Genomic DNA, 22,380 nt, shown 5'->3' with positions numbered 1-22,380 from the left:
CTCCATACCCTACGCGTTCCGCGGGTGAATCGGGAGCCTCCTCGCAAAAGTCGCTGCGGGGTCTCCCGCATTTCACTATTCCCGCAGGAGTCTCCGGGTATTGCGCTAGCTCCGTTTTGGTTAATGGAAAAACGGTTTGATGCTATGATTGACACTTTAATAAATAACCTAATGATACTACCTAATTTAAAAACTGATCGGTGTAGACTTCCTCCACTGTTAAACCTTCATCAATAATTTCTAATTCAACCAACTGATCGATTAACGTCTGCCAGCGTTCCTCTGTCATCGTCCCTACTCCGTGCTCTGCCGCATCACCACCGAAGACTAAATCTTGCATTTGTTCCGTTGCATATTCCATTTGCTCCACTGTTTTTTCTGGCTCTAATTCAATGATATAAGGATAGAGAGGCTCTGGATTTTCTTTAAAAGCTTCCCATCCTTTTGTAATGGCATTCACGTATGCCTGAATGACCTCAGAGTTTTCTTCCAAATATTCTTTTGTTGTAAACAAAACATCCCCATACGGAGAATAGCCTGAATCAGCAATTAATAAATGGTTGGTTTCTATTCCTTCCTGTGCTAAATAAAAAGGTTCTGAAGTCACATACATTTGTGAAGCTGCGTTTTTATTAGTGGCAAAGGTCGTATTATCACCGCTATACACCCGATTTTGCTCATCCGTAATGGACGTAGAGTGGACTAAATATTCCCAATATCCAGCTCCAGCTGCTGTATAGACTTCATAACCATCTGCTAAATCTTCAAAAGACTCAATCGGTTGATCAGCATGAAACATAATGCCTTGTGGCGTCTTTTGAAAGTTAGTAAAAAAGGCTACTAATGGAATCCCTTCGTTAATAGCGTTTAAAACTTGATCGGCTTGAGCCATTCCAATTTCAGCGTTTCCTGATGCGACAATTTGGGTTGAAGAAACCGTTGGACCACCAGGCTCAGTCTTCACAGATAAACCCTCTTCTTCATAAAATTCCTCTAATGCTGCGTAGTATTGTCCTGCATTTTCCACTTGAGGAAACCAACTTGTTACTTGAGTAATTTCGATTAACTCTTCACTGTCTTCACCTGAACTAGCATTATCTGAGCCACATGCTGTTAAAAGTAATCCAGTTACAATTGCGACATTTGCACCTATAAATGATTTCCACAACCCCTGTTTCATTCAAAAGGCCCCCTCGTTTTGTATATAATCGTGTTTATTCTTTTTCCAATTCGGATTCATGCCATGAGCTAAGTAATTTTCTTGAGAAAAAGCTCACAAGTAAGAAAAAGACAATCCCAAGAACCGCTGCTGAAAGCCCTAAGGCGAATAAATAAGGGGTTTGTAGTCTTGATGCTGCAACAGTAATGGCATATCCGATCCCACCTGCACCTCCACCAACACCGGCAATATACTCACCAACAATCGCTCCTACTACCGCTAATGTACAGGAAATCTTCATCCCCGCGATAATAAAGGGTAGAGCAGCAGGAAATCGTAACTTCCACATAATTTGCCATTTTGAAGCATTGTATAGTTGAAATAAATCTTTTAGTTTATGATCCGTTGCATTTAATCCAATTAATGTGTTTGATAACATCGGGAAAAAGCCAATCGTAAAGGCAATAATAATAATGGCATTCATTCCAGAACCAAACCAAATCACAATGATAGGAGCGATCGCTACAACTGGAATTGTTTGTAAAATAATGGCATACGGATAAAAACTTCTTTCTATCCATTTTGAGCTCGCCATTAAAACAGCTACCCCAATCCCGATAACGACACTAAACACAAACCCTAATACGGATTCAATGACTGTCGTCTGTAAAGCTCTTATTAAATTATCCCAATTGGCCACTGTAGCGGCATAAATATCCGTTGGTTTTGGTAAAATATAATGGGCAATCCCAAGAAAACGAACACTCCCTTCCCATAAAACGACAAATAGTACCAATGCTAAAACAGGGGGCAATACTTTTTTAATGACCTCTTTTTGTTTTATCTTCCAACTATCAGATAGTGAAACTCTCTTTTTTTCAGTAACGGCAACCTGTCCTGTATCTATTATTCCTCTAGCCATCCAAATCACCAGCTTTCCTTTCGTATTATCAAATCACGATGCCGACACTTGTTCTGGAGTCGGCAATTTCCCTTGGTTCAGTAAATCATAAGGATCATTTATTTTTTTCTTGTTCGCAATCGACTCCAGCTGCAGATTCCAGCCACCTGCTCCCAGTAAATAAGTATGGGGATCATTCACACTAGCACCATTACGATTAAAGAAATCTATTACCTCATATAATCTTTCTTTACTTGAGTATTTAACAAGCGGTAAACCGGCTGGGATTAATCTCCCTCTGTCTCGAAGCCATTCAATATGAATCAGCACCTCATCACCAAATTTGATTTTAATTAATTCAATCTGTTCTTCAAAACGCTCCAATTCAAAGAAATTTTGTAAGTATGTCCAATCCTTATCTGCCTTTAACGCCCATAATGTTGTATGATTCCAAGTAAAATCAGATATCCCTATTCCTTTTCGATAATTATCTGGAACGACGGTATACACTTCTTTTCCTTTAAACTGTTTAGCTAATGAAAGGATAGCCTCGTATTGCTCATCTGCTATTTCTAAAAAAGCATAGTCTCCTTCTTCCGTAATGACTTTTTTTAGTGGTTTAAAAAACGAAAGGATAGGAGCTTCTAAAACCGTAACTAATCTCTTTTTCCAATTGCTTGACTCTGACATTTCTCTTGTAAACTGTAATGTATTTGATAAATCTTCAAACTTTAAAACTAACTGCCTCCAATTTTGTTTAGGCTTAAGTGGCAATGTCACATCGACCAAAACACCAGTCGTCCCATAGCTGTGAATGTAATCCTTTAGTTCATTGCCTTGTACTGTAAAAATCTCGATAGGCTCTGTCATCGTCATGACCGTTGCTTCTAACACATTTCCATCCCAAAGATTTCCCCAAGTAACAGATCCAATCCCACCTGATCCTCCTGAAACGAACCCTCCTACTGTTGCCTTAGCAAAGGTGGACGGGTAAATTGTTAATTCCTGTTCCTGTACATTAGCCTGTTTTTCTAAATCTCTTAACCTCATACCAGCTTCTACCTTTACATAACCTGGTTGCATATCAATCACTTTATTTAAACGACTTAAATCAACCACAACCCCTCCGGTCATGGGAATCGCTTGTCCATAATTCCCTGTTCCAGCCCCACGAATTGTAACAGGGATTTGTTCATTTCTAGCTATCTGTAATATTTCAGCAACCTCTGCTTTATTATCAGGAATTACAATAAAATCGGCTTTTTTCTCCTCCAGCTCATCCTTTAAAACGGGTGAATACCAATAATAATCTTTTGATAGCTTTAAAACCTTTTGCTCCTCCGTTATAATTTCACCCTTTACAACCACACTTTCTAATTGCTCAAGCACAGTTTGATTCAAAGCTACTCACTCCTTCAAAAGTTTCAATGTCCTATTAGCTATAAACTTCTTAACATCCGTTTCATATCCATCGTTTGCTCTTCATTATCCTTACATTACTTGATCCATTTCTCTTTTTGTTTTAATAAGTTAAATTTTCTGACATATTATTTTGTTTTAAATTAACGGTTAATAATATATATAATGATCTTTTTTTAATTATATATATTTCATTATGTATATATTTTTTCATTTTAAATTTCGAATCGATCATGCTAATTTATCTGACAATCCATCCATTACGGTATAACATAACAAATTTAAAACCGAACAAATTGCTTATTGTCGCTCTTGTATACGCTATCATAATTTCTAAGGGGAAAATCATCATAACTAAAAGGTGATTTCCTGTCCTTTCGTTTTGAACGCTTTACCTCTTCTCAAAAACGCAAAAAACCACCTACCCCAAGAGGGTAAGTGGCTCTAAACGATATGATTACTTCTTCAAGTTATAAAAAGAATTTAGCCCTTGGTAAGTCGCTACAGCTGCTAATTCGTCTTCGATGCGAAGAAGTTGGTTGTACTTCGCTACACGGTCTGTACGAGACGGAGCACCTGTTTTGATTTGACCAGCATTTGTTGCAACAGCGATGTCAGCGATTGTTGCATCTTCTGTTTCACCAGAACGGTGAGAGATAACCGCTGTGTAACCAGCACGCTTCGCCATTTCGATTGCTTCAAATGTTTCTGTTAATGTACCGATTTGGTTCACTTTGATTAGGATCGAGTTACCGATTCCTTTTTCGATACCTTCAGCTAGTTTTTTCGTATTTGTTACAAATAAGTCGTCTCCAACTAATTGTACTTTTTTACCTAGACGATCTGTTAATAGTTTGTGGCCATCCCAGTCGTTTTCGTCTAAACCATCTTCAATTGAGATGATTGGGTATTTAGAAACAAGATCTTCGTAGAACTCAACCATTTGTTCAGATGTAAGCACTTTGCCTTCACCAGATAAGTGGTATTTGCCATCTTCTCTGTTGTAAAGCTCAGACGAGGCAACATCCATCGCTAATTGAACTTCTTCACCTGGCTTGTAACCGGCTTTTTCGATTGCTTCAATAATCGTTGATAATGCTTCTTCGTTTGATGATAAGTTTGGAGCAAATCCACCTTCATCACCTACTGCAGTGTTGTAACCTTTAGATTTAAGAACTGATTTTAAGTTATGGAAAATTTCTGCTCCCATACGTACCGCTTCTTTAAAGTTCTCAGCACCTACAGGCATAACCATAAATTCTTGAATATCAACGTTATTATCAGCATGCTCTCCACCGTTGATGATGTTCATCATTGGTACTGGTAATTGCTTCGCGCTGAATCCGCCAAGGTAAACATATAAAGGAATTCCTAATGCGTTAGCAGCAGCATGGGCAACAGCCATAGAAACACCAAGAATCGCGTTTGCACCTAGTTTACTTTTGTTTTCTGTTCCATCAAGGTCGATCATTAATTTATCGATTCCTAGTTGGTCTAAAGCGTCCACTCCGATAATTTCTGGAGCAATAATTTCATTGACATTTTCAACGGCTTTTAAAACACCTTTTCCTAAAAAGCGTTCGCCACCATCGCGTAATTCAACCGCTTCGTATTCACCTGTTGAAGCACCACTTGGTACTAACGCACGGCCCATAGCTCCTGATTCAAGATAAACTTCTACTTCCACTGTTGGGTTCCCACGAGAATCTAATACTTCGCGTGCATAAACATCTGTAATCATTGTCATAACAAACGTCATCTCCTTAAAATTGTTTTTTATTTTTTAATTAAAGATTTTCCAGTCATTTCTTTAGGTTGCTTAGCACCTAGTAGTGATAAAACAGTCGGTGCTAAGTCTGCTAAAATGCCATCTTCTCTTAAACCCATGTTTTCCTCTGTTACAATCACTGGCACACGGTTTGTCGTATGAGCTGTCATTGGTGTATCCGCAAGCGTAATCACTTCATCCGCATTTCCGTGATCGGCTGTAATGACGGCGGCTCCACCTTTGGCTAAAATCGCTTCAACGACTCTGCCTAAACATTCATCGACGGCTTCGACCGCTTTAATCGTCGGTTCAAGCATTCCAGAATGTCCAACCATATCTGGATTAGCAAAGTTCAAAATAATCACATCTTGTCGGTCCGCTTCAATTTCAGCCACTAAGGCATCCGTGACTTCATAAGCACTCATTTCTGGTTTCAGGTCATATGTTGCGACTTTAGGCGAATCGATTAAAATTCGCTCCTCACCAGGAAATGGCTGTTCACGTCCACCACTAAAGAAGAACGTAACATGCGGATATTTTTCCGTTTCAGCAATTCGAAGTTGCCTATAATTTTGCTGTGAGAGTACTTCCCCTAACGTATTATCAAGATTTGTCGGCTTAAACGCAACAAACCCTTTTACCGTTTCACTAAATTGAGTTAAACATACATAATGAATGTTTGTCGGATGACTCCCTCCACGTTCAAAACCACGGAAGTCTTCATTTGTGAAAACTTGCGACATTTGAATCGCACGGTCTGGGCGGAAATTAAAGAAAATAATCGCATCATCATTTTCAATTTTCGCAACCGGTGAGCCGTCTTCTTTGGTCATAACAGACGGAATTAAAAATTCATCATGGACCGAATTCCCATAGCTATCTTGAATCGCCTCAACTGGCGAGCGGTAACTTGGACCGTCACCGTAGACCATTGCTCGGTACGATTTCTCGACACGGTCCCAGCGCTTATCACGGTCCATTGCATAATAACGACCGTGCAAGGTAGCGATTTCTCCGATTCCAAGCTCCGCCATTTTTGCCTCTAAATGTTTGATATAAATCTCAGATGTCGTTGGACCAACATCTCGTCCATCTAAAAATCCATGAATATACACTTTTTCGACATTGCGTGTTTTAGCTAGTTGTAAAATCGCAAATAAATGTTCAATATGACTATGGATTCCCCCATCAGATAACAGGCCATATAAATGAAGGGCACTATTTTTTTCTGTCACATGTGCCATCGCATTATTTAACGTTTCATTCCCAAAAAATTCGCCTTCACGAATCGATAAATTAACTCGTGTCAAACTTTGATAAACAATACGTCCGGCTCCAATATTTAGATGACCTACTTCAGAGTTCCCCATTTGTCCTTCTGGTAAACCAACTGCTTCCCCTTGTGCTTCTAGCGTTGCATGTGGGAACTGATTCCAGTAGCGATCAAAATTTGGCTTCTTCGCTTGAGCAATGGCATTTCCTTTTACTTCATCCCTTAAGGCGAAACCATCAAGGATGATTAAGGCTACTGGTTTTTTACTCATTTTCCTGCCTCCACAAGTGAAAGGAAGGAATCCGTTTCTAAACTCGCACCACCAACAAGGGCTCCATCAATATCAGACTGAGCCATGTACTCCGCAATATTGGCTGGTTTTACACTGCCACCATACTGAATACGAACCGCATCTGCTGCTTCTGTATTAAACGCCGCTGCAACGACTTTACGAATGTATGAGCATACTTCATTGGCATCAGTTGCTGAAGACGATTTTCCTGTTCCAATTGCCCAAATTGGTTCATAAGCGATTACTGTTTCTTTCACTTGTTCAACCGTTAGTCCAGCTAAGCCCGCTTCTACTTGTGTTTTGACAACATCATTCGTTTTTCCAGCTTCACGTTCTTCATCTGTTTCTCCGCAACACATAATTGGTACTAAGTTATGGGCAAAAGCAGCATGAACTTTTTTATTCACTGTTTCGTCTGTTTCAGCAAACATTTCACGACGCTCTGAATGCCCGATAATAACATAATCAACGTTCATATCAGCTAAGGCAGCTGGGCTAACTTCACCTGTGAAAGCTCCACTGTTTTCAAAATGAACATTTTGTGCTCCGATTTTTAATTCTGTTCCTTCTGCTTCTTTTACTAAACTTTCTAGGAAAAGGGCTGGTGAACAAATAACAGCATCTATTTCACTATTTGCTGGAATGTTTGACTTCACTTCTTGAACAAACGCTTTGGCCTCTCCAAGTGTTTTATTCATTTTCCAGTTTCCTGCAATAATTGGCTTACGCATAATTTCACCTCATCCAATCGTTTAAAATTATATTCTTCTAACTACTTGCTTTCATTATTTGTCGTTTAACGCGACAACTCCTGGAAGTTCTTTCCCTTCCATAAACTCAAGGGATGCACCGCCACCTGTAGAAATATGACTCATCTTGTCCGCGACTCCAAACTTTTCTGCGGCTGCGGCTGAATCTCCACCACCAACAACAGAATACGCTTCACTTTCTGCTAAGGCATTAGCCACACCTTTTGTTCCATTAGCGAACGTATTTATTTCAAATACACCCATTGGGCCATTCCAAATAACGAGTTTAGATTCACTTACAACTTTTTGATATGTAGCAATCGTTTCTGGTCCAATATCTAAAGACTCCCAATCAGATGGAATCGAATCAATTGGTACGACTTTTGTATTGGCATCTTCAGCAAAATCATCTGCAACTAAGGCATCTGTTGGTAAATAAAGATGAACACCATTTTGTTTTGCTTTTTCCATAAAGGATTTAGCTAAATCAATTTTATCCTCTTCTAGAAGAGATTTTCCAATGTCGTGTCCTAGTGCTTTAATAAAAGTGTAAGCTAGTCCACCACCGATAATAAGGTTATCCACTTTTTCTAGCAGGCTTTCAATGACACCAATTTTATCTTTTACTTTCGCTCCACCGATAATCGCTGTAAAAGGTCGTTCTGGAGTTAGAAGAGCTTTTCCTAACACATCGAGCTCTTTTTCCATTAAAAGACCGGCTGCTGCTGGTAAATGATGAGCAATCCCTTCTGTCGAAGCATGGGCACGGTGAGCAGCTCCAAATGCATCATTTACATACACATCTGCTAATTTCGCAAACTCTTTGGCTAACTCAGGATCATTTTTCTCTTCTCCTGGGTAAAAACGAACATTTTCTAATACTAAAATCTCACCATCATTGAGACCGTTTGCTGCTTCTTTTGCCTCTTCACCATAAGCGACATCAACTTTTTTGACATCCTTACCAAGAAGCTCACTTAGTTTTTTTGCCACAGGAGTTAAACGTAATTCCTCAACCACTTCACCCTTTGGACGTCCAAGGTGGCTAGCTAAAATAACCTTTGCCCCTTTTTCTACTAAAAGATTAATTGTTGGAATCGCGGCACGAATACGAGTTTCATCTGTAATGACGCCATCTTTCATTGGCACATTAAAATCAACGCGACAAAAAACCTTTTTACCATTTAAGTCTAGATCACGAATCGTTTGTTTATTCATGAGCATACGACCTCCTTTAGCCTACCAATTTTTTCAAACAGCTATCCCTGATCAATGGAAAGGGGAGCTAGAAAAAATCTACTCCCCATTTTCCACTATCAAATTAGATTATAAGCCTTTACTAGCAATATAATCAACAAGGTCAACAACACGGTGTGAATAACCTGATTCGTTGTCATACCAAGAAATAACTTTTACCATGTTACCTTCCATAACCATTGTTGAAAGAGCATCGATAGTAGAAGAATGAGCATTGCCATTATAGTCACCAGAAACTAATGGCTCTTCGCTGTAACCAAGAATTCCTTTTAATTGACCTTCAGCTGCTTCTTTAAATGCTGCATTGATTTCTTCTGCCGTTACTTCTTTATCAAGTTCAGCTACTAAATCTACTAATGAAACGTTAGGTGTTGGAACACGCATTGCTCCACCATTTAATTTCCCTTTTAATTCAGGAAGAACTAACGCTACCGCTTTTGCAGCACCAGTAGATGTTGGAATGATATTCTCCGCAGCTGCACGAGCACGACGGTAATCTTTATGTGGTAAGTCTAAGATTTGTTGATCATTCGTATAAGAGTGAACAGTTGTCATCATTCCACGACGTACGCCAAACTTATCGTTTAATACTTTCGCAAATGGAGCTAAGCAGTTTGTTGTACAAGATGCATTTGAGATAACGTTGTGGTTAGCAGCGTCATACTTGTCTTCGTTAACACCCATAACAACAGTAATATCTTCATCAGATGCTGGAGCTGAGATAATAACTTTTTTAGCACCTGCTTCGATATGTTTCGCTGCATCCGCACGTTTTGTGAAAAATCCAGTTGATTCAATAACAACTTCAACACCACGGTCAGCCCATGCTAATTTTGCTGGGTCACGCTCAGCAGAAACGTTAATCACTTGACCATTTACAACTAAGTTATCTTCTTTAACTTCAACTTCTGCATCTAGTCGACCGTGAACAGTATCATACTTTAATAAGTGTGCTAACATTTGGGCATCCGTTAAGTCATTGATTGCCACTACCTCTACATTTGGGTTGTTTAAAGCTGCACGGAATACATTACGTCCAATTCTTCCAAAACCATTAATACCAATTTTCGTTGCCATGATAAATCTCCTCCTATAATTTCCATCCAATTTTATTTGAAAAATTTATATCAAAAAGGGAATGACCGACTACATTCATGATCGATGTGTTAAAACACCCACCTTAAGGAAATCCCCTCTTATCTAACTTTTTTATAAATCAAGTAAACTTCTTGCCGCCCCTTCGTCTGTTACCAATACATCACTTGGGCGATTTCTTACATATGCTGCAATCGCTTTGGCCTTTGAATGACCACCTGCGACCGATATTACATACTTGTCTTGGTCCAGTTCATCTAACTGCAAACCAATCGTTCGTTGCTTATAAATACTCTTCCCGTTTTCATCAAAATAATAACCAAATGCTTCACCAACAGCATGATTGTCTATTAATTTTTGGAGGGAAGGCACTTTCGAATTTCTTCGTGCGGCCATCGTTTCTGCATCTCCAATTCCGTGGATAACAACAGAAGCGGATTTGATAATCGTTAAAATCTCTTGCACCGACGGCTCTAAAATCAAGGAAGAATACGCTTCTTCACTCAGTTGGTCCGGAACATGCAACAAACGATACTGGGCTCCTGCTCGACTAGCGAACTCTGCACTAATTGTATTCGCCTGATTCTCAACCTTCTCACCGAGACCACCTCGTGCTGGTACAAAAACAACTTCTCGATTTTTAGCATCAGCTGTCATCATACGTGCGACAGCGGCTAAAGTCGTCCCACCCATAACAGCTACAACATCTTTTGGCTTGAGACGGGAGCTTAATTCAAGTGAAGTCGCCTGACCTAATTCATGCTTCACCCAATCATTCTCATCACTATCACCTGAAACAACAATTACTTTAGGTACCCCAAGTCGCTGCTCGAGTTCTTTCTCTAAACTGCTTAAACCAAGAAGCTCTTTCATCATCTCTTCTAATTCAAGAAATAATCTTTCGCCTTGTTCCGTTAAGCTCATACCAGCAGTCGTAAAATCAACGAGCCTTTGATCTTTCAGAAACGTCACTTCGCTTCTTAATACACGTTCTGATAATTGAATATTGGCCGATAAACTGCGCCTTCCGATCGGTTGCATCAATCGAATGTTTTGTAAAATTCTATAGCGCTTCACCATCACATCAAGCACATCAGGCAATAATTGTTTTTGTAACGTGATTAAAGACCTCATATACAAAGCTCCTTTTGACTTCCTAATGCCCGTTTTGAATAGTTAAGTGACGTCACGGGTCAAAAACAGTCCCGCTATGACATTTTACGTCCCACGAAAACAAAAAAATATAAATTTACTCTTAAATACATTCAAGTGCATGAATTTTTTCGGTTCATCACACATTGGGTCTCAACACGTCCCACCGTGACATTTTACGTCCCGATAAGAGTAAAAAATAATCTCCCTGTCTTCAATCCCATTTTATCAATAATTTAATCCAGATACAAGCTAAATATTCAGTAAATGATCGATTAATTTTATTACTTCATTCATTACTATTCTAATATAACCAATTACGGAACAAATAAAACCTGATTATTTCATTTTTTTTATCGCTTCCCGAACATCTAATGCAGAAATATGCCCATAGCCCACTTCTTTTCCTCCAACTAAAACAACAGGAATCATAATTTGATACTTTTCCAAAAGGACATCATCCTGATAAATATCCGTGACTTTAATCTCAAAGTCAATTTCTTTCTGAAGATTTCTTAGCTCCGCAATTGCCTCCACACATAGTGGACAATGATTTTTTGACATCACTTCTACTTGCACCATGATTAACTCAACTCCTATTTAATTTATTGTACTCTTTTTTATGTACTACGAGCAAATATGGGGGAGCTGGATCAGGGTGGGGTGGGGATTTTGCTCCCCTTTGCGGTTCTTTTTCGATGGCTTCTGGCTTCATTGACTCCCTTTGATTCCCTTTGTGGCTCTTTTTCGATGGCTTTGGGCTTCATTGACTCCCTTTGATTCCCTTTGTGGCTCTTTTTCGATGGCTTTGGGCTTCATTGTGGCCCTTTGATTCCCTTTGCGGCTCTTTTTCAACTGCTTCCGACTTCATTGACTCCCTTTGATTCCCTTTACGGCTCTGATTCAATCGCTTTGGGCTTCATTGACCCCCTTTGATTCCCTTTGCGGCTCTTTTTCAACTGCTTCCGACTTCATTGACTCCCTTTGATTCCCTTTGTGGCTCTTTTTCAACTGCTTCCGACTTCATTGCCCCCCTATGTTGCCTCAATTGACATAGGTCAATACAGTGCACCTCTTTAGTCAACTGAGTGGATATTCTTTTTAGACATTTGTCCTTATAATTAATAACTGTAAGCGGTTACAACCAAAAGCAACCGCTAACATTCTAGTAATTAACAATTTATATACGTAACTTCACTCATATTTAACTCGATTTTTACTTAAAAGAGGAGGTGCTGGCGTGTGGCATTAGTGACCAAAAAAGAGAAATCGCATGCTCGACTTAATGATTCGTTAATGACAAAAGCAGCGAAAAAAAGACGAACACGTTCGATGATTGGGTATTTGGCATTTGTTGGTCCTGCGTTGTTATTTTTTATCATGATTCAGATGATTCCGTTTGGGATGGGGGTTTATTATTCCTTCACTTCATGGAATGGGATCAGTTCAACAGTTGAATGGGTTGGGCTTGATAATTATATAAGGATTTTTACAAATGATACTCGTTTCTTTAACTCGTTTCTTTTCACAACAAAATTTATGATTGCCGCTGTTTTGATTAGTAATGCAATTGGTTTTACGTTAGCTCTTATTTTAAATGCGGCACTTAAAACGAAAAACCTATTAAGAACCGTCTATTTTTTACCGAATGTCATTGGTGGACTTTTACTCGGATTCATTTGGCAGTTTATCTTTGTTCGTGGTTTTGCCGTTATTGGCGAGATGACCAATATTGGCTTTTTTCAACAACCTTGGTTAGGAGATGCCAACACCGCTTTTTGGGGCATTGTTATTGTCTTCGCTTGGCAAATTAGTGGGTATATGATGGTCATTTATGTTGCCGCGTTACAAGGATTGGATCGTTCTCTAATAGAAGCCGCAAAAATTGATGGGGCGAATGCCTTCCAGCTTCTTAGAAAAATTATCATTCCGCTTGTCTTGCCAGCTTTTACGATTTGTTTGTTTTTAACGATTTCAATGGCCTTTAAAATCTTTGACTTAAACCTTTCCTTAACAGGTGGTGGCCCATTTAACTCGACCGAATCTGTTGCGATTAACATTTATAATGAAGCATTTACGATGAATAACTACGGAATTGGCTCGGCTAAATCGATTCTCTTTTTCCTAGTTGTCGCGATATTCACCACGATTCAAGTATCGATCACAAAGAAAAGGGAGGTTGAAGCTTAATGCACTATACGAAACGAACGTTTTTACTAGAGGTTATTGCGATCGTTATCGCGCTTATTTTCCTCATTCCCTTTTACTTTGTTATTGTCAATTCTTTAAAAAGTTTCTCGGAAATATTAGTTAATTCGGCGGCCTTACCGAAAGAAGTTTTGTTTTCAAACTATGTAAAGGTTTGGCAGATTATTAATTTTCCAAAGGCTTTCTTTAACTCATTTATTATCACTGTTTTAAGTAATATCGGTCTTGTCGTGATTAGTTCAATGGCGGCTTGGAAAATGGTTAGGACTCCAGGAAAGTTTAGCAAAATTCTTTTTATTATGTTTGTCTCGGCCATGGTCATTCCCTTTCAAGCGGTGATGATTCCACTCGTTAAATGGGGTGGCATGATTGGCATTATGAATAGCCTTCCTGGCATTGTCATTATGTATTTCGGCTTTGGTGTCCCGCTTTCCTTATTTCTTTATCACGGTTTTATTAAGACTGTGCCGATTGAAATTGAGGAATCCGCACGTATAGATGGTTGTTCACAGTTTCGAGTTTTTTGGAATATCGTCTTTCCTTTGTTAAAACCGATTACCGTTACAGTCGTTATTTTAAATACATTGTGGATTTGGAATGATTACTTATTACCACTTCTTGTTCTACAAGATCCAAACTTAAGAACGATCCCACTCGCCACGAGCTCATTTTTTGCTCAGTATACAAAACAGTGGGATATGGGATTAGCTGCATTAGTTCTAGGGATTACTCCAGTTATCATTTTCTTCTTATTTTTACAGAAGCATATTATTAAAGGAATCGCCGCGGGTTCGATTAAATAACGTTATCCATTTTGTAGTTTTTACTACAAATTAAATAGTACAATTAAAGGGGAGGTTACCGAATATGAAGAAGTTAACAAAGTGGTTTTTTACATCAATTTTAGCGGTAGGATTATTAAGTGCTTGTGGTTCAGATGAGACAGATGGCTCTTCTACAACAGATGGGGATCAAGGTGGCTCAAGTAGTAGTGATGAGGTTGTAACCTTAAACATGTTCCAATTTAAAGTGGAAATTGCCGACCAATTACTTGAAATGCTACAAGAATTTCATGAGGAACATCCAAACATTCGTGTCCAATTAGAAACAGTTGGTGGTGGTGCTGATTATAGTGCTGCGTTAAAAGCGAAGTTTGCTTCAGGCGAACAACCGGATATTTTCAATAATGGAGGCTTTACAGAGCTCGGATTATGGAAAGAACATCTAGCTGATTTATCAGACGAACCTTGGGTTGAGCACCTCCTTCCTATTGGAGCGGTACCGATGACTGATACAGACGGCAAACTTTATGGAATGCCCGTTAACCTTGAAGGATATGGATTTATTTACAACAAAGATTTATTTGCAGAAGCCGGCATCACGGAAGAGCCAACTACTTATTCTGAATTACTGGCTGCTGTTCAAAAACTAGAAGAAAATGACATTACGGCTTTCTCTGCTGGATATGCGGAGTGGTGGGTCATTGGTCAACATTTATTAAACATCCCATTTGCTGAACAAGACGATCCAGCTGCTTTTATTGATGCATTATCAGAAGGCACTGAAACGATGGCAAACAACCAGAAGTTTATTGATTTTCAACGTTTAGTTGATTTAGAAATTGAATATGGAAACTCAAATCCGCTAACGACCGATTATAATTCTCAAGTAACTTATTTTGCAACAGGTGAAACAGCCATGATTCAACAAGGAAACTGGATTGAAAATATGATTTATGAACTGAATCCAGAGATGAACATGGGCATTCTCCCTATTTCATTAGATGATAACGGTGATGCGAGATTACCAATTGGCGTTCCAAACAACTGGGCAGTTAATAAAAACTCTCCACATATTGAAGAAGCGAAATTACTATTAGACTGGATGGTATCTTCTGAAACAGGTCAACGCTTTATGACAGAAGAATTTGCTTTTATACCAGCCTTTGACCATATCGAACCAACAGGGTTAGGCGCATTAGGTGAAGTCATTTTAGAATATTCATCAGACGATCAAACATTACCTTGGAACTGGTTTAGATGGCCAGACGGTGCGAACCAAGACTTCGCTGCCATTATCCAAGAGTATGTAGCCGGTCAAATTGATTACGATACGGTTCTCGAAAGAATGGATTCCACTTGGCAAAATTTAAAATAATGGATCCGAATATCTTCTAACAAAATATATTTAGAAAGCATATCTATCTTAGGTATGCTTTCTACTTTATACTTAAAGATAGATTTAAATGTTGGAAGAGGTGTTCAAACTGAAATCTAGCATTCGGCAAAAATTAATTACTCTTTTATTATTATTTACGATTATTCCGTTCGGTGCCTCGATCGTGGTCACTTTTTTATATACAAAGGAATCATTAAAAGATCAGGCGATTGAGGAAAATGTCAATCTCCTTTATCAAGGGAAAGTCAACATCGATAGTTATGTAAAGGAACTTAATAATCTAACCTTATCTGTTTATAACAACCTTGAATTTATTAGCTATTTAAAGTCAGCTAACTTAAGAGAACAACCTATATCTGTTCGTTCCGTAAACCAAGTATTACAAACGATTTTGTACGCTGATCAAAGCATTGAATCCGTCGATTTATTTATTGAAAAGAACAGCCAATTTATTACCACTTCTAAACAATCTTCGGTCATTTATTCAGAACAACGAAAGGATTTGAATTTTTCCTTTTATGAGCAAGCAAGCGAAAGCCCTTTTAATCTATATATCAAACCGAATGAAGGGAAAAACCCCCATCATTCTTTTAGCTTACACCGCTCTTTACAAAACGTTCCATCTGAAGATATTCTCGCTTATATTTCCTTGCAAATTAACGGACGGAAGCTTGTTGAATTAAGTGAACATTTATATACAGAAGGGAATGAAGAACTTTTTATTGTCACGACCGAGGGCGATTTTGTTTATCAGTCCTCCCCAATATTAAACGAAAGAAAGGAACAAGATTGGATTTCCGAAGTGCTATTGCACGAACAAAAAAGTGGTGTTTTAGAGTGGTCTGAATCGAATGAACCGTTTGTCTTAATTTATGATACAATCGCTGAATCTCGCGGTGGCTGGAAGCTGATAAAAATCATTCCTGCGAGCACCTTATTCGAAAGTGCTTATAATGTAGCTTTTATTAATATCATTTTCGGAATGTTAGGGCTATTCTTAGTCATTGTCGCTACCTTATTTGTTTCCTTTAAAATTACAAACCCTTTAACCGTCCTAGTCAAAAATATAAATGAAGTCAAAAAAGGCAATATGAAAGTCCAATTCCACTCGCTTGGTAATGATGAAATCGGTGAACTTGGAGATAGTTTTAAATCAATGGTGAAAAAGATGGATCAGCTCATTAACCGTGAATATAAATTAGAAATCGAAAATAAAACGAATCAACTGAAAGTTTTACAGTCGCAAATTAATCCGCACTTCCTTTATAATGCCCTACAATCAATCGGGACACTGGCGTTAAAAAGTGATGCTCCTAAGGTTTATACACTCATTACCGATTTATCGAAAATCATGCGCTACAGCATTAATACATCTGAATCAATGGTGACCTTATCACAAGAGCTCGATTATCTTTCTTCTTATCTGCTTTTACAAAAACAACGCTTTGAAGATAAATTAGATTACTCGATTATTATTAAAAATGACGTCAAAGAGGTATATGTCCCGAAAATGATTTTACAACCACTCGTGGAAAACTACTTTAACCATGGCTTTGATAGCCACGAAGTCGTTGGAATCGTTTCTGTTACTTGTAATAAGCACAAAGATAAAATCGTGATCGAAATTCAAGATAATGGTCTTGGAGTTTCCGAAGAAAGATTAGAAATGATTAACACACAGCTGGCGACTAATCAAAATATGGTTAGCAATAGTGGAACAGGCATTGGCTTACAAAATGTGTATCGCCGTTTAAAGCTCTATTATGGCGAGCATACCGAGATGTCTTTAGAAAACATTCAAACTGGTGGATTTAACGTTCGAATCACATTACCAATCAAGATGGAGGGTGAGATTCTTGAAGGCGATCATAGTAGACGATGAGAGGCATGTTCGAGAAGGTTTGTTACTCCTAGCCAATTGGTCACGTTTTAAGATTGATACGATCTTACAAGCAGAAAATGGAGACGAAGCTCGTCAAATCATTACCACAGAAAAACCAGATATTATCTTTACGGATATGAGAATGCCAAAAACAAATGGTGTTGAGCTTCTTAAGTGGCTTAATCAATCTCATTTAAATGCGAAAACAATCGTAATAAGTGGTTATGATGACTTTGAATATATGAAAAATGCGATTAAATTTGGGAGCTTTGACTATTTATTAAAACCGATCGACCCAACTGAATTAAACGAGGTCTTGGCTCGAGCAGTCGATGAAGTTTTACAGCAGAAAAAGGCAAAAGAATTAGAGCAAGAAAAAGAAAAAGTCGTCAGCGAAATTCATCCTATTTATTGTGACAAATGGTTAACAAAGCTTGTAACGACAACAGAATGGACTCAAAGTGAACTCGATTTTTTTCAACGAGAATTTCAGCTCGACATCGAGTCCCAGCCATTAACCGTCGCGATTTTTTCGATGACGATGTTAAAATCTTTTATTTTTGAAGGGCATGGAGAGCTTGCGGTTACTGAACTTCTAGCAATCGCAAAACCGATTATGGACCGAGAACAAGCTGGGTACGTTTTTTCCCATTTAGAAAATGAGGAAGAACTTGTGTTTATTAGTCATTCTTCTCGGCAGCTAGAGTCCGCACTGACTCAAGTGAAAAGAGCGTTATGGAGTCGTTATCAAATAAAGCCACATTATGTAATTGGCCCAGCTCATACTCACCCAAAGGAAAGCTACCTTAAAGCCTCGACCAAATTAGCTTCCGATAATTTGATTAATAAAGAAATGGACTCACCGACAGCTCCTCATAAAAGAAAATGGCTTTTATTAGATTATAAAGATGAATTGAAGTGGACAATCGAAAGTGGGCATAAACAACAACTCGACCTTTTGCTTCATTCCATTTTTGAATCGATTGAAAAAAATCACAATATTACCTTACGTTTTCTGAAAAACTGGGAAAACCACTTTGATATTTTACGCTCTCACTGGCTACAAAAAGAAGAACTGCCCACACAACGTCAACTTTATTGGACCGGGGATGGGCGATTTTCCTTTCATCACTTTAAGCGCGAAAAAAGAGAGGACTTTTTCCAACTACTTGATTTAGTCGCAACACTTGGCGAGCAAGCACAAACGAATATGGGAAAGGTTGCTTCTTATATTGAGAGTCACTACCATTATGAAATTAGTTTGCAAGAAATCTCAGAGCATTTTTACCTAAGTAGAGAATACATTTCACGGAAGTTCAAACAGGAATTTAACCAAACGATTACCGATTATTTAATGAATTTCCGTATAAAAAAAGCGAAAGAGCTCTTAGCAAATCCAAACCTTAAAGTGTACGAAGTAGCCGAAGCAGTAGGTTATCAACATGATAAATACTTCGCAAAGGTCTTTAAACGTATCGTCGGTGTCACACCAAGTGATTACCGCCAAACCTATTATCAGAAACGAAGCTAAGGGTCCTATCGGTGATACGAGCCGCTATGGTTCCTTTGAGGCTTTGATTCAGGTGCTTTTGGAATCATTGGAGCTCTTTGGTTCCCTTTGCAGCTCTGATTCGCTTGCTTTTGGCTTCATTGAGGTCCTTTGATTCCCTTTGCGGCTCTGATTCGATTGCTTTGGGCTTCATTGACGCTCTTTGGTTCCCTTTGTGGATTCGATTCAATTGCTTTTGGCTTCATTGAGGTCCTTTGATTCCCTTTGCGGCTTTGATTCGATTGCTTTTGGCTTCATTGAGGTCCTTTGATTCCCTTTGCGGCTCTGATTCGCTCGCTTTTGGCATCATTGACGCTCTTGGATTCCCTTTGTGGCTTTGATTCGATTGCTTTTGGCTTCATTGAGGTCCTTTGATTCCCTTTGCGGCTCTTTTTCAATCGCTTTGGGCTTCATTGACGCTCTTGGATTCCCTTTGCGGCTCTGATTCGCTCACTTTTGGAATCAGTGACGCCCTTTGGTTCCCTTTGCGGCTCTGATTCGATCGCTTTTGGCATCATTGACCCCCTTTGATTCCCTTTGCGGCTTTGATTCGATTCCTTTTGGCATCAGTGACGCCCTTTGGTTCCCTTTGCAGCTCTGATTCGATCGCTTCGGGCTTCATTGGCGGCCTTTGATTCCCTTTGCGGCTTTTATTCGATCGCTTCGGGACTCATTGGCGGCCTTTGATTCCCTTTGCGGCTCGGCCAAAGCTCTCTTCTCTTTTGGCTTCATTCGGCTTCTATGATTCCTATTTCCCTTAGTTTTCTATCAAAAATGAAATTATGCTCGCTTTTTGGTTTCATTTTTTCTAAATTCGGCTATGCTGTAAGAAGGGATTTTAAAGAGTAATCATGAATAGTTATGATAAGGAGAGGTAAAACATTTGACCTTCTTTGACCTTTTAGGTATGATGTACATAAATCACCTCTACCAAATGAAACAGTTATTCAAATTTAAAGGAGGCTTTTCTTATGAATTTAATTCCTACAGTTATCGAACAAACAAATCGTGGTGAACGTGCCTATGACATTTATTCACGCCTTTTAAAAGATCGTATTATTATGTTAGGTTCCGCGATTGATGACAATGTCGCAAACTCAATCGTAGCACAGTTGCTATTCTTAAACGCTGAGGATCCAGACAAGGATATCTCACTTTATATTAATAGCCCTGGTGGTTCTATCACAGCTGGTATGGCCATTTACGATACAATGAATTTTATTAAACCAAAAGTTTCAACGATTTGTATCGGTATGGCTGCCTCAATGGGTGCATTCCTTCTTTCAGCAGGTGAAAAAGGCAAACGTTATGCTCTTCCAAACAGTGAAGTGATGATTCACCAACCATTAGGTGGAACACGTGGTCAAGCAACTGACATTGAAATCCATACTCGTCGTATTTTAGAAATGCGTCAAACATTAAACGAAATCTTAGCTGAACGAACTGGCCAGCCTTTAGAAGTAATCGAGCGTGATACAGATCGTGATAACTTCATGACAGCTGAAAAAGCAAAAGAATACGGCCTCATCGACGATATTATTAAATCAAGCTAATTGCTAGATAAAACTCTAGTTAATAAAAAACTTGTTTGATAAACAGCTACCAAACACTATCGTAAATGAACACCTTTTATTTAATAAAACGATTACTCACTCTTAAAGTGCGTAGTCGTTTTTTCATTTCTTGAAGATTCGTTTGCTTTCATTAGCTTTATTTGCTGCACATATCAAGATATCAAGCGTAGTCAAATAGGGATTGGCGGCGTTTCTCGGTCTTATTTACACATCACCCTCGGCCAAATGCGGATGGATGGCGTTTCTCACTCTAAATTACACACCACCCCCGACTTCCATCAGTGATTCGCAAATTATCCACAATAAAAACTCCTTTTTATAAAATTCTGCTCTTATTTGACTAAAACTTATACACAATCACTATAATATTCTGATAATTCTTATAATTATCCACATGTTTATGCACATTACCCCCAGTTTTTGTTTAAAATAGCTATGCGTCTTTATACTTATCCACACTCATAATAAAAAACACAGTCTACTGAATCAAGTCAGTAGCTGTGCTTTTTAAAACATAAGGTTCATACAAGTTGTCCAAATCTCTTAAAAATAAAATGATAAAATTAAATGCTATTCGCTTTCAACAAAATCGACTAAAGCTTCTAACGCTTCTTGTTCGTCATGTCCTTCACAAATTAAAGTCATTTCTGTTTTATGTCCAAGAGCTAAACTCATCAACCCCATAATACTTTTGGCATTAACCTTTTTATGTTCTTTTTCGATAAAAACATCAGCTGCAAAACGGTTAGCCTCCTGTACAAAGCGGGCCGCTGGACGGGCTTGTAATCCTGATTTCAATTGAACGATCACATTTTTTTGTACCATTCAACATCTCCTCCTTTATTAAAATAAAAATTAGGTGTTAACGGGCAGCTATTGTTTCCTCACTGCCCAGTCATACGAGTTAATAAAAAACGATTTATATTTTTTTAAATTCTACCTTATTTCCATTACGGATTTTATCAGCAATATCATCAATTTTTCTTAATCGATGGTTGACTCCTGACTTGCTGACCGTGCCACCATCAACCATTTCACCTAGTTCTTTCAGTGTAACATCTTGATGATTCATCCGTAAGATCGCCATTTCCCTTAATTTAGGTGGCAGATTTTCTAATCCATATTCTCGGTCAACTAAACGAATGTTTTCCACTTGACGAAGAGCTGCACCTACTGTTTTATTGAGGTTGGCAGTTTCACAGTTCACTAAGCGATTAACTGAGTTTCTCATATCCTTCATAATGCGGACATCCTCGAAATAAAGGAGCGCTTGATGGGCACCAATTATATTCAAAAACTCGGTAATTTTTTCACTTTCTTTCATATACGTAATGAACCCCTTCTTACGTTCCAATGTTTTGGCATTTAGATGATATTCGTTCATTAATTCACATAACGAATCATTATGTTCTTGATGAAACGAAAAGATTTCTAAATGATAAGAAGATGTTTCTGGGTGATTAATCGACCCACCCGCTAGAAAAGCTCCACGTAAATAAGCTCTTTTACAACATTCTTTTTTCAAAAGCTTTGAAGAAACCGCTCGATTAAAGGTCATTCCCTCACCAATAATATCAAGTACTTCTAATAATGCACGTGCCTGTTTAGATATCCGAACGAGGTAGACGTTGTTTTTCTTTAACCTCATTTTTTTTCGGACGAGTAGTTCTAAATATATATCAGGGTTTTGCCTTTTGATTAGTGTATAAATTCTTCTCGCAATTGCTGCATTTTCCGTTGTAATATCTAAACTAAATTGTTGATTACTAAAGGAAAGTGTACCATTCATACGAATTAAGGCAGCAAGTTCTGCTTGCACACAGCAATCATCACTTTCTAATTGGGTTAATTCTTTTTTTGTTGTGGCTGCGAAGGACATTATAATCACTCCTTTCAGCCGTGTAGACAATCGATATTCCTTTGC

General features: G+C 38.5%; 18 protein-coding genes. 6 read left to right on the top strand and 12 right to left on the bottom strand.

The annotated features are described in order from the left end of the window. Positions 1–181: 181 nt before the first annotated feature. From AA0017_RS00560 to AA0017_RS00515, 10 genes are all read right to left on the bottom strand, one after another. Positions 182–1,180, bottom strand: a complete 999-nt coding sequence (locus AA0017_RS00560; protein WP_413378504.1) for an ABC transporter substrate-binding protein — start codon at positions 1,178–1,180, stop codon at positions 182–184. Between the two features lie 34 nt (positions 1,181–1,214). Beyond that, positions 1,215–2,081: an ABC transporter permease gene (locus AA0017_RS00555; RefSeq protein ID WP_413378502.1), complete on the bottom strand. Its 867-nt coding sequence runs from the start codon at positions 2,079–2,081 to the stop codon at positions 1,215–1,217. 33 nt (positions 2,082–2,114) lie between these two features. Beyond that, the gene (locus tag AA0017_RS00550; RefSeq protein ID WP_413378500.1) at positions 2,115–3,461 is read right to left on the bottom strand and encodes an FAD-binding oxidoreductase; all 1,347 of its coding nucleotides are present in this window, start codon (positions 3,459–3,461) and stop codon (positions 2,115–2,117) included. Positions 3,462–3,936: 475 nt separating this feature from the next. Further along, positions 3,937–5,226, bottom strand: a complete 1,290-nt coding sequence (gene eno, locus AA0017_RS00545) for a phosphopyruvate hydratase (RefSeq protein WP_004427387.1) — start codon at positions 5,224–5,226, stop codon at positions 3,937–3,939. A 29-nt stretch (positions 5,227–5,255) separates the two neighbouring features. Next, complete coding sequence (gpmI, locus tag AA0017_RS00540) at positions 5,256–6,791, bottom strand: 2,3-bisphosphoglycerate-independent phosphoglycerate mutase (protein WP_413378498.1); 1,536 nt, start codon at positions 6,789–6,791, stop codon at positions 5,256–5,258. Further along, the gene (gene tpiA / locus AA0017_RS00535) at positions 6,788–7,543 is read right to left on the bottom strand and encodes a triose-phosphate isomerase (protein WP_413378497.1); all 756 of its coding nucleotides are present in this window, start codon (positions 7,541–7,543) and stop codon (positions 6,788–6,790) included. The genes gpmI and tpiA overlap by 4 nt, the downstream gene beginning before the upstream one ends. 54 nt (positions 7,544–7,597) lie before the next feature. After that, positions 7,598–8,779 carry a phosphoglycerate kinase gene (locus AA0017_RS00530; protein WP_413378495.1) on the bottom strand — a complete coding sequence of 394 codons (1,182 nt, stop codon included), beginning with the start codon at positions 8,777–8,779 and terminating at the stop codon, positions 7,598–7,600. 108 nt (positions 8,780–8,887) lie between these two features. Next, on the bottom strand, positions 8,888–9,895 hold the full coding sequence (gene gap / locus AA0017_RS00525; protein ID WP_413378493.1) for a type I glyceraldehyde-3-phosphate dehydrogenase: 1,008 nt from the start codon (positions 9,893–9,895) through the stop codon (positions 8,888–8,890). A gap of 132 nt (positions 9,896–10,027) precedes the next feature. After that, positions 10,028–11,047 (bottom strand): sugar-binding transcriptional regulator, encoded by a 1,020-nt coding sequence (locus tag AA0017_RS00520; RefSeq protein ID WP_413378491.1) that lies wholly within the window; start codon positions 11,045–11,047, stop codon positions 10,028–10,030. Positions 11,048–11,404: 357 nt separating this feature from the next. After that, entirely contained in the window at positions 11,405–11,647 is a 243-nt protein-coding gene (locus AA0017_RS00515; RefSeq protein WP_413378489.1) for a glutaredoxin family protein, read from the bottom strand. Between the two features lie 714 nt (positions 11,648–12,361). On the opposite strand from AA0017_RS00515, the gene AA0017_RS00510 reads away from it, so the two are divergent. The 6 genes from AA0017_RS00510 to clpP all read left to right on the top strand — a co-directional run bounded on the left by AA0017_RS00510 (position 12,362) and on the right by clpP (position 20,435). Next, positions 12,362–13,255: a carbohydrate ABC transporter permease gene (locus AA0017_RS00510; protein ID WP_413382796.1), complete on the top strand. Its 894-nt coding sequence runs from the start codon at positions 12,362–12,364 to the stop codon at positions 13,253–13,255. Further along, positions 13,255–14,076 carry a carbohydrate ABC transporter permease gene (locus AA0017_RS00505; protein ID WP_413378487.1) on the top strand — a complete coding sequence of 274 codons (822 nt, stop codon included), beginning with the start codon at positions 13,255–13,257 and terminating at the stop codon, positions 14,074–14,076. The genes AA0017_RS00510 and AA0017_RS00505 overlap by 1 nt, the downstream gene beginning before the upstream one ends. A 64-nt stretch (positions 14,077–14,140) precedes the next feature. Further along, a complete protein-coding gene (locus AA0017_RS00500; protein ID WP_413378485.1) occupies positions 14,141–15,430 on the top strand; it encodes an ABC transporter substrate-binding protein in 1,290 nt (429 codons plus the stop codon). 88 nt (positions 15,431–15,518) lie between these two features. Beyond that, positions 15,519–17,333: a cache domain-containing sensor histidine kinase gene (locus AA0017_RS00495; RefSeq protein WP_413378483.1), complete on the top strand. Its 1,815-nt coding sequence runs from the start codon at positions 15,519–15,521 to the stop codon at positions 17,331–17,333. Further along, positions 17,308–18,864 (top strand): response regulator transcription factor, encoded by a 1,557-nt coding sequence (locus AA0017_RS00490; protein ID WP_413378481.1) that lies wholly within the window; start codon positions 17,308–17,310, stop codon positions 18,862–18,864. The genes AA0017_RS00495 and AA0017_RS00490 overlap by 26 nt, the downstream gene beginning before the upstream one ends. 989 nt (positions 18,865–19,853) lie before the next feature. Next, positions 19,854–20,435 carry an ATP-dependent Clp endopeptidase proteolytic subunit ClpP gene (gene clpP, locus AA0017_RS00485; protein ID WP_003321879.1) on the top strand — a complete coding sequence of 194 codons (582 nt, stop codon included), beginning with the start codon at positions 19,854–19,856 and terminating at the stop codon, positions 20,433–20,435. Between the two features lie 591 nt (positions 20,436–21,026). Here clpP and AA0017_RS00480 read toward each other — a convergent pair. Both AA0017_RS00480 and whiA read right to left on the bottom strand, forming a co-directional pair. Next, positions 21,027–21,281, bottom strand: coding sequence for an HPr family phosphocarrier protein (locus tag AA0017_RS00480; protein WP_413378478.1), 255 nt, complete (start codon positions 21,279–21,281; stop codon positions 21,027–21,029). A 94-nt stretch (positions 21,282–21,375) separates the two neighbouring features. Then, a complete protein-coding gene (gene whiA / locus AA0017_RS00475) occupies positions 21,376–22,335 on the bottom strand; it encodes a DNA-binding protein WhiA (protein WP_413378476.1) in 960 nt (319 codons plus the stop codon). Positions 22,336–22,380: the final 45 nt, after the last annotated feature.

The organism is Alkalihalobacillus phoenicis, assembly GCF_047302405.1.
GTDB lineage: Bacteria > Bacillota > Bacilli > Bacillales > Bacillaceae_D > Alkalihalobacillus.
This window is presented reverse-complemented; position numbering and strand designations above follow the sequence as displayed.